Genomic DNA, 12,172 nt, shown 5'->3' with positions numbered 1-12,172 from the left:
GCCGTCGCCAATCCGACGCCGCACTCCACCGCGTCCGCGCGCATTAAGTGCACGCGCCCGGGGCCGGGCCTACAATTGGTTTCATGACCAACCAATGCGCTGCCGTCGCCCTCCCCGACATGGATTTCCCGGGCCATGACAAGCTGGTCGCCGCGCTGGACGCCGCGGTCGTCAGCGGCGACGAGCACGCGGTCACCGCAGCGCTGCGCAACACCCTGTGCCGGATGATCCGCGACCGGGACGTGCAGTTGCCCTCCTGCGTGCACGACCCGATCGACGACCACTACGCCCGTCGCGAGATCTACCGCAGCCCGGAACTGGGCTACAGCGTCGTCGCGATGACGTGGGGCCCAGGCCAGGGCACGCCGGTGCACGACCATTGCGGGCTGTGGTGCGTCGAGGGCGTGTGGGACGGCGAGCTGGAGATCACCCAGTACGAGCTGCTCGAGTCCGACGGCGAGCGCGTGCGCTTCCGTGCCGCCGGTGGCATGCAGGCCGGCCCCGGCAGCGCCGGCAGCCTGATCCCGCCGCACGAGTACCACACCATCCGCAACACCAGCGCCGACACGGTCGCCGTGTCGCTGCACATCTACAAGGCGCCGATGGAAGGCTGCTCGATGTTCGAGCCGCAGGACGGCGAGTGGTACGCCCGTCGCGCCAAGACGCTGTGCGTCGACCAGTAGGCTGCCCCGCCCCACCCGCTGACACCCGCACGCGAAAGGACGCCCGATGCTGATCGACTGGTTGCTGGCCTCGCTGCACCACGTCCTGTTCTTCGCGCTGACCGCGATGCTCGTCGCCGAGTCGGTGCTGCTGCGCGGCCCGGTCGACGCCGCCACCATCGCCCGCCTGCGCCGCCTCGACGCGGGGTACGGCCTCAGCGCGGTGCTGGTCCTGGTGGCCGGCGGCCTGCGCATCGCCTACGGCATCAAGGGCTACGACTTCTACCAGGCCAATCCCTGGTTCCACGCCAAGCTTGGCGTGTTCGTGCTGGTCGGCCTCCTGTCGATCGCACCGACCCTGCGCTTCGGCCGCTGGTCGCGCGCGCTGCGCGACAACCCCGGGTTCGCGCCCGATGCCGGCGAGATCGCCCGCACGCGCAGCCAGCTGCGCCTGCAGATGGTGGGCATCGCCGTGATCCTGGTCCTCGCCGCCGCAACCGCGCGCCACGGCGGACTGCTGTAGCGACAACCCCTCGCACGCGGAGCGCGGCACTGACCGCGCCTCCCGCCCCGGCTATACTTCGCGTCCGCGCCGGAATGGCGGAATCGGTAGACGCAGCGGACTCAAAATCCGCCGCCCTTAAAAGCGTGTGGGTTCGAGTCCCACTTCCGGCACCAACGTAGGATTTCAGGAAGTCCAGGGAAGTCCGAGCGACGCATCAAAACCCCGCGAAAGCGGGGTTTTTTGTTGCTGTAACGTCCAGAGTCGTCCGCTAGAATCCAGATCACGGAAGGGGCAAATACTGGGGCAAATGGGGCATGCATCGGACTTGTGCCCGATTTGGGGGCAAGCAACCTGCCCCCTCGCTGCAGCTTGCCCCCTGGCATTGAACTGGAGGGGCGCGGCAATGGCGGGTAGAACGGCAAAGCTGACAGCGCTAGCAATCAAACACGCGAAGCCCGGAAAGCTGTTTGACGGCGGCGGTCTCTACGTGGAGACCAAGGAGACCAAGACCGGTCTGTCCCGCCGTTGGTATCTGAAGTACACCCGCCCCGATGGCCGAGAGAACCGCCTCTCATTTGGCCCTTGGCCGGAAGTGGGCATTCCTGAAGCCCGAGAACAGACTGAGAAGGCCCGCGCGCTGCTTCGTCGAGGCGTGGACCCAGCTGCAGCAAAGGCCGATCGGCAGGAAGCAGCCAAGCGTGAGGCCGGAGCACCCTTTCCGAAGGTGGCCGCAGCATGGCTTGAACGAATGCAGCCTAGTTGGGCAGTCGAAACACATCGCAAAGCGGCCTACGTGGTCGAGACCTATCTGGGCCCCGCCCTCTGCCGCCAGTCGATTACCACGCTGACCACAAAACAGGCCGCAGACGCACTGACCGACATCCCGCCATCCCTAGCAGCCAAGGCGCGCGGCTACCTGGTGAACATCGTCCGCTATGCAATCCGCGAGGGCCTGCGCGATGAGGGCCGCTTGCTGGATTTGAATGGCGCATTGCCCAAGGCTACGAAGGGGCATATCCCTGCTGCTGTCGACCTGGCCGACGTGCGCAAGGTGGCGGCGGCGGTTGAGAGCTACCCGATTCCCGTCACGCGCGGAGCATTGAGGTTGGCGATGTTGACCGCCCAGCGCCCCGGCAACGTGGTGACGATGGAATGGAGTGAAGTTGACCTCGATGGTGCGGAATGGTCGATTCCGGGTGAAAAGATGAAAACGCGGCATGCACATATCGTCCCGCTGTCATCGCAGGCCGTGGAAACCCTGCGCGGGATGCTTGCCTACACAGACGGCGCGCGCTACGTGTTCCCACCACTGGCTAGGCAAACCACTCCGCACTTGCACCGTGACGCCTTGAGCTCAGCCCTGCGCCGGCTGGGTTTTCAAGGAAAGCACTCCACGCATGGTTTCCGAGGCATGTTTCGAACCGTAGCGCGGGAACGCCTTAACCTTCCTGCGGATGTGCTGGAAGCACAGCTGGCGCACGCTAAGAAAGACGAAATCCAGAAAGCCTATGACCGCACTCAGTTCTTGGATGAGCGACGAAATGCCGTACAGAAGTGGGCCGATTATCTGGATGTACTGCGAGCGAGCATCGAGAACGTGGTTTCCATCAACCGCCGGAGCGCATGATTATGGCAAGCGATGCGTCCGAAGCCGAAATGATGAAGAAGGCGATAAAGGCTCGCCGCATCCTTAATCAGCAATATCAGCTCTTTCCATACGACATTGAATCTCCAGAAACCATTGCTTTTGAGGTTGCAATGCAATGCATCATGCGAGGTGAAGTATGCCCCGCCTGGGCATCGACTTTGGTGACCAAAAGCTGGCAGCGCTTCCTCGATCTTGATTGCAATACCTTGGGTGAAGCTTTCGGAGTTCCCGATCACAAACATCGAGGCGCGAAGAAAACGGACAGCAATGCACGCCTCATGCACTTTGAGGTGATGCTGCTGCGTGAGCTGGGGCACCCCGTAAGGGATTCGGCCAAACAGGAGGGGGCATATTCCGTCGTTGGAAGGAAGTTCAACGTATCCCCACAAACCGTCGAGAAGGCAGTCGGCGAGTACCGCACGCGAATGAAGGCGTTGGGAGGAAATCCAGACGCGGACTGGGAGAAGGCGTTGACACCCGACAACAAGGCTATGTTGGACGCGCTCCGCCGTCCTAAAAACAAACCGAAGGTTTAGGAAGCCGCGGTCCGCGCGGGCACATAGTTTGATGTCCGAAGTCGCCCACTCCGGTGCGGCTAAGGACGCAGAACCTTGAAACACGCCAACAACGTGTACCTGCCCGCAACGGGCTTCCTTCGGCTGCCGCAGGTCCTCTCCCTCTTCCCGGTGTCCCGCTCTACCTGGTGGGCTGGTGTCCGCACCGGCCGCTATCCCAAGCCCGTCAAAATTGCTGAGCGGGCGACTGCATGGCGTGCCGAAGATATCCACGCTTTGATTGATGAGGTGTCGCCGTGAGCGGCCGTCCTAAACTCGAACGGCCCCAACTGCCGCCCGGCTGGGAGTACATGCTTCCTGAGCCCCAAAGCTATTTCGGCCAGCGTGTCATTGGCCTTCGCAAGCCCAATGCCGCTGGCTGGGCGCAAGGGCAATGCCCTTTCCATCGTGACCTCGGTGCAGCGTTCCGCGTAAACCTCAAATGGGAGCGGCCGTGGTGGCATTGCCACGGGAGCCCTAGCTGTGGAAGCGGCGGAATGGTGGACTTCCATAGTCGGCTGTATGGACTCACCTTCGAGGAAGCGGTGGCCGAACTGCTGCAGGGGGCCGCATGAACGCCTCCTACCATGCCACCGATGCCAGTGCCGCCCCTTTGCTGCAAAGGCTTGAAGGCGTCCAAAAGTCGGGGACTGGCTGGCGTGCCCGTTGTCCGGCCTGCGGTGGTGCATCGCGCAAGGTCAGCGTCTGCCAGGCGGACGGCCGCGTTTTGGTGCATTGCTTTGGCTGTAATGATGCGAGTGCCGTGCTGGCAGCAGTTGGCCTGAACTGGGCGAACCTCCAACCGCCGCGCCATTGGCCTCAGACATCGGAGGAGCGCCGTCGCGCGCGGCATGTAGTCTGTGAAGCTGCTTGGTCGAGCGCGCTGTCAACATTGGCGTTGGAAGCCACGGTAGTGTTGATTGCCGCCCGGCAACTCGCAAATTGGCAACTGCTGAGCAAGGCAGACGATACGCGTCTGTCCGTAGCAGTTGAGCGCATCGATGGTGCGACGTCTGTATTGACGGAGCCCCGTTTCTGGAGGCCGGCAGCATGACCGCGCTTACCCTGGAACAACGGGCGTGGCAGCGTTTGGATTCCTCAACGGACGATGACTTGCCGCGTGCAGAACTGCTGCGGGGCGACGCCGTCATGCCCGAAGCCGTCGACTGGCTTTGGGAGGGGTGGCTGGCCGCTGGCAAGCTGCACATCCTCGGCGGGCAGCCGGGTACGGGAAAAACAACCATTGCCCTGGCGCTCGCAGCCTCCATCACGACCGGCGGGGAATGGCCGGACGGAAAACGGGCTGACCTTGGGACTGTTATTGTTTGGTCGGGCGAAGATGACCCGGCCGACACGCTGGCCCCGCGCTTGCGGGCTGCAGGGGCGGACATGCAGCGCGTCCATTTTGTGCAAGGAGTACGGGATGGTCTCGAACACCGCCCGTTCAACCCGTCGCAGGATGTTGGCGCCCTTCGGACGGCCCTGGCCGAACTGTCCGACGTACGTCTGCTTGTGGTTGACCCCATTGTGTCTGCTGTGTCCGGCGACTCACACAAGAACGCAGAGGTGCGCCGCGGGCTTCAGCCCCTGGTTGATCTTGCGAGAGAACACCGCTGCGCACTGCTTGGAATCACGCACTTCACCAAGGGCACGGCGGGGCGTGAGCCGGTCGAGCGCATTACCGGATCACTGGCATTCGGCGCGTTGGCTCGCCTCGTCCTCGTTACGGCCAAGGGGGAGGCAGACAATGGGGAACCGGCAAGGCGATTCCTTGCCCGCGCCAAGTCCAATATTGGCCCGGACGGCGGCGGCTTCATCTACGACTTGAGCCAAGGGGAGCTGCCTGATTTCCCGGGAGTCATGGCGTCATCGGTGATCTGGGGCTCTGCACTCGAGGGGTCAGCCCGCGAGCTCCTGGCTGGCGCTGAGCAACAAGAAGACGATGCTACTGGGGATGCCGCAGGCTTTCTGCGCGAGTTGTTGCGCTACGGGCCGCGCCCGGCCAAGGGAATCTTCGCCGAGGCCGGGAGCGCGGGGTTCTCGAAAGACGTCATGCACCGCGCGAAACGAAAAATTGGTGCCGTGGCAGTGAAGCAAGGCATGGACGGCGGCTGGGCTTGGCGACTGTTCACAAGCGAAGGTGGCGAAGGTGGCACACAAAGTCGCTTGCAACCTTCGCGACCTTCGGGAAATGGATTGCCGCCTTCGGTAGATGACGGCCCCTTCTAGATCGACCGTGCGCAAACGGATTCGTGCGTGACCCGCCGTGAAGCGGCGGGTCCTTCCGTGACCCCCGGCGCATGCGGCGTCCCCGACACCGCCAAGGACGCATTGTGCATGGGATGCAAGACTCAGTTTTATGTTTAGTTCGACGATGGGGGCCTGTAACTCCGCCTGTCCTCAGGGGCACCTTCCGGTCAGAGCTGATCGCCTCTTCAACGCCTGAAGCGACTTCGGCTTGAATGAATTGCTAGCTTGAAACCACCAGGGCTCCCGGATTGAGCAGAGCACACCAATCCTTAAGCTTTCTCTCATTCGTCGCCAATCCGCCAGCCAGAATGCCTGTACACAGGACCATGTGATCGTGAACATCATGCTCTAGGCGCTGAAACCCCCTTGCCGATTGCGGCACAGGAACCGGACCTCGATGCCTGTGAACTGTGTGCAGAGAGAACAACAGACTTGTTTGGTAAAACCTGAAGGTCGCCCAGTCTGGCGTTAAGAGATCAGCGGGTGGAAGCTTGGGGTCACCCAGCGACCTATAGAAGGTCAGTACGCTCTTAGGGTCAGAGATCTCTTTCTCAATCTCTGCCAAGGCGACAAGCCGGCCCTTGTCAGAGCCCGTCGTCACTGGGTGAAACATGTCCACAACCGCATTTGTGCGAGCAACATACGATTCCACCAAGCGGCGGGTACGCGCTTCGTTTTCTGCAACCGCCTCAAGTACGCCTGGCGGCAATTCGTATCCATTCTCCTTCAAGCGTGGATTAAACCTAAAGGCAAGCTTTAGCGTGTGACTGCTAACGTCCCCCGCTGGTGTGTGCGTGTTGCCTTCGTGGGCCAAAAGCGATGAAACATTGTCGAGAAGGAGAACGGGATTGTCCTGCCGGGGGAGCTTAGCGAAGACTTTGCGCCTGGCTTCTTGATTGCCTGTTAGAAGCTCATGGAACAGGCTTCCGGTAATGAGAAGGTCGTGGCGCTTGGCAAGTCCGCATATCGCCTGCCACGAAGCTGCCTGCAGAAAACACTTGTCGAGAACGATCGCCGCCATAGTCCTAGTGCCGTAGGTGGCTAGACTTCTACAGGCGCGCTATCACCAAAATACGCATGCGCCTTCTCATATATTGGCCTCACAGCCTTATCCATTGCCTCTGCATCCAATGGTGAGAGAACCATAGCTACGCTCAAGGCAAGCTGCACGAACACCATGATGTTATCCACGTGATGGTTCAACTCATCCCACTCGATCGTGAGATCCCCCCACGTGTCGTGCATCGTGTAGATGGCCAGAACCTCTTTTCCGCCATGTACGACGCCAGATAAATCCCTTTGGTGATTCTTGACCGTCTTGAGCAACTTGGCCTTGTCCCAGCCAAGATGGTGACTTGCCTCCGCGGCCACGTCTGCGATGTAGATCGGTCGCTTCCCGCGATTTGGCATCTTCCCGTTCTTCCGGAAACTCATCAGTTCCTTGTGACTAGCAGCTTTGGCAAAGAACGCCGAGCGCAAGACGTACTCCATCTGGGTACGCTGCATGATCAACGCAGCCACCCAATATTCCTCTGGATGCGTGCTCAGCAGTGTATAGATCGCCTCGGCTACATCCATCGCTGCTAAGACCAGCGGGCAGGCCGTAGCTGATCGCTCGTCAATCTTGATGTTCAAGTGGCCCAGGACCGGCTTTGTCTCACGGACCAGCTGAAGCGCGGCACTGGCACGATCTCGCAACTTCTGTGAAGGCAGAGCCACAATCATTCCCCTGTTTTGGCTGTGTCCGAAACTGCTGATTTCGCAAAAGAATCATCGGCGACCCCGGACCGGAACGAAATATTCGCAGTTCGATCCAAAGGCGAGCCCCGCTGATTCACCAAATTGCCAACCCGTGGCATGCGGGCCGGCCCCGACCGATACGACCCACTCCCGAGGTCCGCTCTTGGTAGGAAGCGGTCGCTCGCATCACGCGCATTGCCATCAGTCGCTGCTCGCCCCCTCTCGACTCGCCAACCCCTCGAAACCTATCCGCACCTCTCGCGGAAGCGGGACATCAGCAGCATCGGCGGCTGCAAGAATGAGCGTGCAAAGAAAGCCTTCATTGTTCGCAGCTAATGAAAGTGCGCGCTCAATCGCCGGAACGGTCCGCTGCGGTCGGCTTAACCGGAACGCTTCCGACTCAACGATCCTCGTCCATGTGCTTCGTTGCCACGCGGCAATAATTGGTACAAGGCTTGCCCTGAAGCTCGATCTCTGTGCCTGTTGCAGGAAGCGTACGCCCGCCAAGCAATACTCTCTCGGAGTTGCATGAACACCGCCGCGAGACTCCATAACATTATCAATAAGAACATCTTCAAACGATGCGGGAGGCAACCTTTCACTGCCCGAACTGGCACGTGAAAAAATGGCTCCACCAATAACCCCTGCGCCGAAGCTCGAATCGAGCGCTGCAGATAACTCCAACAGGGCCTCCGGCGCCTGCCTGCATGCGCAAGAAATGGCATAGGCGAAGACGGCATCGTCAGCGACATGGCCATACTTCTGAGAAACATCGCTCAAGGCAATTTTCGGTATTGCCATTCGCGCCGGATTCAGAACGTCAAAGTCCCGCCTGACTTCCTCTGCATGATCTGAGAGATACGCCATCCCTTCGATATGACCGAGCAGATGGCTCACGAAGCCGGACGGGTTCATGTCTTCAATATCTAGCCCGAGCCGCTTCGAGCGAAGACTGATCTCCAACATCGGAATTGGCCCGTCGCTGAGTCGATCATAGAGACCGTCCAGAATCCCGACAGCCTTTCGACTCATCAGCTCGGCCTCTGCAAGCATGTACCAAGCGATATCGATCGATCCCAATGGTCGATCCGCTATCTCCTTTACCGGCTCCGGATTGCTGCAAATACCTGGCCGCATCGAGATTGGCTCACCGCCAAGCACCACCACCCTGCCCTCCATGCGGGACTGCAGCCAAAGCGCCGTATGCCGCAAGAGATGATGGCAGTGGGCGCATCTAAGTGAGGATTCCGGCCTGATTCGGCCAAGTGCAATCAGCCCTTCGGCCAAGCCCCTCAGACACCGCTCGACCTGTCCAATCTTGAATGCTGCAACGGCTGCATCCGCACCAAGACCAACGGACATCGCCTGCATGTCTGGCATCTTTGCCTTTGATGCGGAGGTCTTGGCCTCAAGAAACCATTCCTCTGCCTGCCCCCAATCATTGCAGTTTGCCGCGCTTATCGCGGCTTCACGCAACGCGAATGCTCGTTCAATGCTATTGCTCTTTCCAACCTCATCCGCAATTCCTCGAAGTATGGAGAGTGCGCGCTCGTGATCTTGCGCCCTCCAGTAGACCTTCGCGCGCGCCCTGGAGATAAGCACGTCTTCGCCGTTCTCTGCCACCGCGTCATCAAGAACCTTCAGCGCCCCCTCGAAGTCATTGGCATACTCATCCAACATTACGGCGCGCGCAATCCAACACTGGATTGTCATGGGCCGATATCCCCAACTGAAGGTTTGTTCCGCCATGCGCCGGTAGCGCTCGGCGGCATCGAGCGCGTTCAGCCCATTGTCCTGCTCGGCCACCCATGGACTGTTGACCAGAACGGAAAAATCGGAAGCGTGCTCTTCGATCGGTTGCAAGAGCATTGCTCGCTGCTCAGGCTCGAGCTTATCCAACTGCGCAAACACTTGCTCGAGCTTTGCCACACTGGTCAGATTTGACCCACCGATGGCGAACAGCAGCCCTACAGTGCTGCCACCCATTCCAGGCTTCGTCTCCAAGTTTGAGAGCAACTTCTTCGAGAACTCATTGCTGTTCGCAATGGCATGGAACTTGAAAAGGAGCTCGACCCAGTTGTCGAGATAGTTGGCAATCCCCATCGTCCCGAGGATCTTCCCGAGACTCAGCATCTGGAACATATCGCGAGCTTCACCGCCGACTAGCTGCCCTGACTCCCTCAACAGGGCGCGAACACACTCTGCAATTTCGCCTTTCTCTTGTCCCGCGGCAAGCACTTTGAATTGAACCAACCGCAGCATCGATGATATGTAAACATTCTCCGGGTAGATAAGCTTATCTGTATCGAACATTCTCAAAAGCGCGAGGTTTTCCGCCAGGAAACTGATCAACTTATCGCCTGAGGTCAGGAGCTTCGATGTAAGCGAAACCAGAACCGCCTCGTTCTTTCCGAGAACTGCGTGCAAGATGATCTTATCGATGTCGCCGGCGTCGACTGTCCTCCCAGACATGAGCTGCGATGCGATTTTGCCGTGGATCGCCTGCTGCTCATCAGGAACCAGCATCTCCCTTCCGGATTGACCAGCCAATGGCGAGACGCGATAGCTGTCTCGTCCCATTGTTTCGATCCAAGGCCCGATCAAGGAGTCCAAAGCTTCGCCAGCTTGCAGAATCGGCGGCGGTGCGGAGGCAATGCTTAGTGCAGCACCACGGTTGAACGTCCCTATCGTTAAGCTCAGTCGGTAGAGCAGACTTCTGGCACCCTCTGGGAGTACCGAAATGAGTGAGCGGCGCGCGGCCTCCCGCTCGGCCGCTATGTCCCCGGTGGATAGTCCAGCGCTGACGATGGCCGAGATCTCCGATCGAGGCCAGCCACGTGCAGCCATACCCGCGATGAATGCATGCACTAGTTGCGGATGACCGAACGCGCCGCTCACATGAGCGAGCTTTCCCCAGAGATTTGCATCACCGCCATGCAGTTCCACCAATCTCGCCGACTCTTCTTCAGAGAAGTAAGGACAATCAATAGCGCATCCGGGATCCTGGCCGACGTTCGAAAGCGCCTTAGGTGTGGGCGCGGTGTAGGACGTCACAATCACTGTGATATCGCGCCGGTTCAATGCCCCGAACAGACGCCCCGACAAGGCTGCGAGACTGGGGTCGTTGAACTGATTCAGGTCCTCGAGGATTAGAACCGGCGCATGTATGCCGCCCAGACGCGACAGCAAGACATCCAGACGGCTACGCGTTTCCTCCGTGCTGGCACCTCGGAAATCGACAACGAAATAGTTCTCGCCGACTCTTTCGGCAACCGCCCGCGACACCGACGATTTCCCCACCCCGCTCGCGCCAGCTACGAAACAGGCACCAAAGATGCGCAATCGATCTTCAATACCCTTTTCAATTTCGGGCCTCGGCACTGCCCGTTTGCTCTCGGGCAAGTCAGATCCGTCGACCAGCCAAGTCGGGAGTCCAAGAGCAACAGGCAGCCCGGCACCGGAACCACCAAGCATCTGAGCCAACAGCCCTGACGAGGCTTTGGCAAACACGTCCATCACGGCTATCGGGACTGACACTCGAGATGCATTGTCTATGAAGGCAACAAGGTCCGCGCGGGTGAGAACCCGATCGGCAGGCACCTGACTAATGCTCTTCTCCAGGACCTGGTGAACGAGCAGGTTTGAGATCCGCAACGCATCCGGTGCTGGAATACCAAAGGTGTCGCGGCCAACAACGACTAGACGTTCTCGGAACTCCTTCCGTAGTGAAGGCAAATCCGGCTTTCCACACTCCCAATGGATCTTGCGAAACAGGTCCCGACGGAGCTCGTCGTCGCTTCTGGAGCTGACAAAATCACGTACTTCCTTCGCAAACTTGTCGCTATCCAGTATTTCGCGAAGTGGCTTTACGTCCGCCCCTTTCGCTGCGCTTCGCCAATACACGAGCCCCGGATTGCCACCAGGGCGGTCCTGCAGTGCCTTCTCTGTCCCGATTTCCGAGGTCGTGAAGTACCTCAGATGCACGTCGACCCCAGGGTTCAAGGCCGTCAGCGTGACAAAGCTCAGAATCGCTTCGCGTACGCTATCCGTGTTTAGCGTTACTTTTCCCGATGCTTGCGTATCTTTGACCTGGACGGCGCTTATGGCGTCTTTTGCGACGACGGCATAGTCCTCCGCAACTTCAAGGAAGATCTTCGATGTCGCTTCAATATCGAGCCAGGCTAGTGCGGCCGCTGTGACCTGGTATGCGTAGCCTCGAAGGGAATCTATGGCTTGACGCGCAGCGTCCCCTTGTGGGATCAACCCGTCTGCGCCGGATGTAAATACGTCCTGTTCTTTCATTTCGCCTACTGCGAGCTAGCCAGCCATTGGTCCTAGCCTACCGCACCGCTTTGGACGCAAGAGGCGAGCGGAGTACGGACGGGAGCTGCCGAAATGGCCGGGCACCTACGCGGGATTTCCAGCAACCTGGAACCCGGTCGCGCACCGGACCAAGCCCGGCCTGGCGGGGGGCAAATTTTGGGGCAAGAACTACGGCCGCCTTTGCTAGATCGGCAAAAACAGCGACTTTAGATGCACGTTCGAGTCCCACTTCCGGCACCACGCAAGACCGAAGGCCCGCGAGATCGCGGGCTTTTTCGTGTGTCCCTGGCCTCTCCTTCGGCCGCCGCCTTCGCTGCTGCGCGCCGCGGACGCATCGATTTCCACACGCGCGCGCCGCATCGATTCCATGCCAGCGGGGGACCAGTTAAGCGTCCTTCGACCCGCACGCGACACACCGCGGCGGGAAGGCATTGCCGTGACGAAAAGCGTCCACCGTCGGCGCAGAGAATCGACGCGATGGCCCTCATTG

General features: G+C 59.9%; 11 protein-coding genes and 1 tRNA gene. 9 read left to right on the top strand and 3 right to left on the bottom strand.

The genetic code is table 11. The features are described from left to right. Positions 1-83 precede the first annotated feature (83 nt). The 9 genes from D3A60_RS07405 to D3A60_RS07375 all read left to right on the top strand — a co-directional run bounded on the left by D3A60_RS07405 (position 84) and on the right by D3A60_RS07375 (position 5,598). Positions 84-683: a cysteine dioxygenase family protein gene (locus tag D3A60_RS07405; protein WP_231120436.1), complete on the top strand. Its 600-nt coding sequence runs from the start codon at positions 84-86 to the stop codon at positions 681-683. A gap of 46 nt (positions 684-729) precedes the next feature. Then, a complete protein-coding gene (locus tag D3A60_RS07400) occupies positions 730-1,185 on the top strand; it encodes a DUF2214 family protein (protein ID WP_119718062.1) in 456 nt (151 codons plus the stop codon). Positions 1,186-1,253: 68 nt separating this feature from the next. Further along, positions 1,254-1,340 (top strand) — tRNA-Leu (locus D3A60_RS07395). Between the two features lie 230 nt (positions 1,341-1,570). Beyond that, positions 1,571-2,794 carry a tyrosine-type recombinase/integrase gene (locus D3A60_RS07390; RefSeq protein WP_119718061.1) on the top strand — a complete coding sequence of 408 codons (1,224 nt, stop codon included), beginning with the start codon at positions 1,571-1,573 and terminating at the stop codon, positions 2,792-2,794. Then, complete coding sequence (locus D3A60_RS14500; protein WP_157981428.1) at positions 2,791-3,351, top strand: hypothetical protein; 561 nt, start codon at positions 2,791-2,793, stop codon at positions 3,349-3,351. The genes D3A60_RS07390 and D3A60_RS14500 overlap by 4 nt, the downstream gene beginning before the upstream one ends. Positions 3,352-3,426: 75 nt before the next feature. Then, positions 3,427-3,630, top strand: coding sequence for a helix-turn-helix transcriptional regulator (locus tag D3A60_RS07385; RefSeq protein WP_119718060.1), 204 nt, complete (start codon positions 3,427-3,429; stop codon positions 3,628-3,630). Between the two features lie 50 nt (positions 3,631-3,680). Further along, the gene (locus D3A60_RS14815; RefSeq protein WP_119718059.1) at positions 3,681-3,944 is read left to right on the top strand and encodes a CHC2 zinc finger domain-containing protein; all 264 of its coding nucleotides are present in this window, start codon (positions 3,681-3,683) and stop codon (positions 3,942-3,944) included. Next, positions 3,941-4,423 carry a DNA primase gene (locus tag D3A60_RS14495; protein ID WP_157981426.1) on the top strand — a complete coding sequence of 161 codons (483 nt, stop codon included), beginning with the start codon at positions 3,941-3,943 and terminating at the stop codon, positions 4,421-4,423. The genes D3A60_RS14815 and D3A60_RS14495 overlap by 4 nt, the downstream gene beginning before the upstream one ends. Further along, positions 4,420-5,598 (top strand): AAA family ATPase, encoded by a 1,179-nt coding sequence (locus D3A60_RS07375; RefSeq protein WP_119718058.1) that lies wholly within the window; start codon positions 4,420-4,422, stop codon positions 5,596-5,598. Before D3A60_RS14495 ends, D3A60_RS07375 begins: the two co-directional genes overlap by 4 nt. Before the next feature lie 241 nt (positions 5,599-5,839). Here the strand turns inward: D3A60_RS07375 and D3A60_RS14490 are convergent, their stop codons facing one another. From D3A60_RS14490 to D3A60_RS07365, 3 genes are all read right to left on the bottom strand, one after another. Further along, positions 5,840-6,640 carry a hypothetical protein gene (locus tag D3A60_RS14490; RefSeq protein WP_157981425.1) on the bottom strand — a complete coding sequence of 267 codons (801 nt, stop codon included), beginning with the start codon at positions 6,638-6,640 and terminating at the stop codon, positions 5,840-5,842. A gap of 20 nt (positions 6,641-6,660) precedes the next feature. Then, positions 6,661-7,254: a hypothetical protein gene (locus D3A60_RS07370; RefSeq protein WP_157981424.1), complete on the bottom strand. Its 594-nt coding sequence runs from the start codon at positions 7,252-7,254 to the stop codon at positions 6,661-6,663. Between the two features lie 306 nt (positions 7,255-7,560). Continuing rightward, positions 7,561-11,661 carry a tetratricopeptide repeat protein gene (locus D3A60_RS07365; RefSeq protein ID WP_119718056.1) on the bottom strand — a complete coding sequence of 1,367 codons (4,101 nt, stop codon included), beginning with the start codon at positions 11,659-11,661 and terminating at the stop codon, positions 7,561-7,563. Positions 11,662-12,172: the final 511 nt, after the last annotated feature.

The organism is Cognatilysobacter tabacisoli (assembly GCF_003586305.1).
Taxonomy (GTDB): domain Bacteria; phylum Pseudomonadota; class Gammaproteobacteria; order Xanthomonadales; family Xanthomonadaceae; genus Cognatilysobacter_A; species Cognatilysobacter_A tabacisoli.
Note: the sequence above shows the minus strand (reverse complement) of the source record. Positions and strands in the feature narration are given on the sequence as shown.

Bases quoted from the DNA above. Each gene is read 5' to 3' on its own strand.
- D3A60_RS07405 (WP_231120436.1), top strand. From the start codon at position 84: ATGACCAACCAATGCGCTGCCGTCGCCCTCCCCGACATGGATTTCCCG.
- D3A60_RS07400 (WP_119718062.1), top strand. From the start codon at position 730: ATGCTGATCGACTGGTTGCTGGCCTCGCTGCACCACGTCCTGTTCTTC.
- D3A60_RS07390 (WP_119718061.1), top strand. From the start codon at position 1,571: ATGGCGGGTAGAACGGCAAAGCTGACAGCGCTAGCAATCAAACACGCG.
- D3A60_RS14500 (WP_157981428.1), top strand. From the start codon at position 2,791: ATGATTATGGCAAGCGATGCGTCCGAAGCCGAAATGATGAAGAAGGCG.
- D3A60_RS14815 (WP_119718059.1), top strand. From the start codon at position 3,681: ATGCTTCCTGAGCCCCAAAGCTATTTCGGCCAGCGTGTCATTGGCCTT.
- D3A60_RS14495 (WP_157981426.1), top strand. From the start codon at position 3,941: ATGAACGCCTCCTACCATGCCACCGATGCCAGTGCCGCCCCTTTGCTG.
- D3A60_RS07375 (WP_119718058.1), top strand. From the start codon at position 4,420: ATGACCGCGCTTACCCTGGAACAACGGGCGTGGCAGCGTTTGGATTCC.
- D3A60_RS14490 (WP_157981425.1), bottom strand. From the start codon at position 6,640: ATGGCGGCGATCGTTCTCGACAAGTGTTTTCTGCAGGCAGCTTCGTGG.
- D3A60_RS07365 (WP_119718056.1), bottom strand. From the start codon at position 11,661: ATGAAAGAACAGGACGTATTTACATCCGGCGCAGACGGGTTGATCCCA.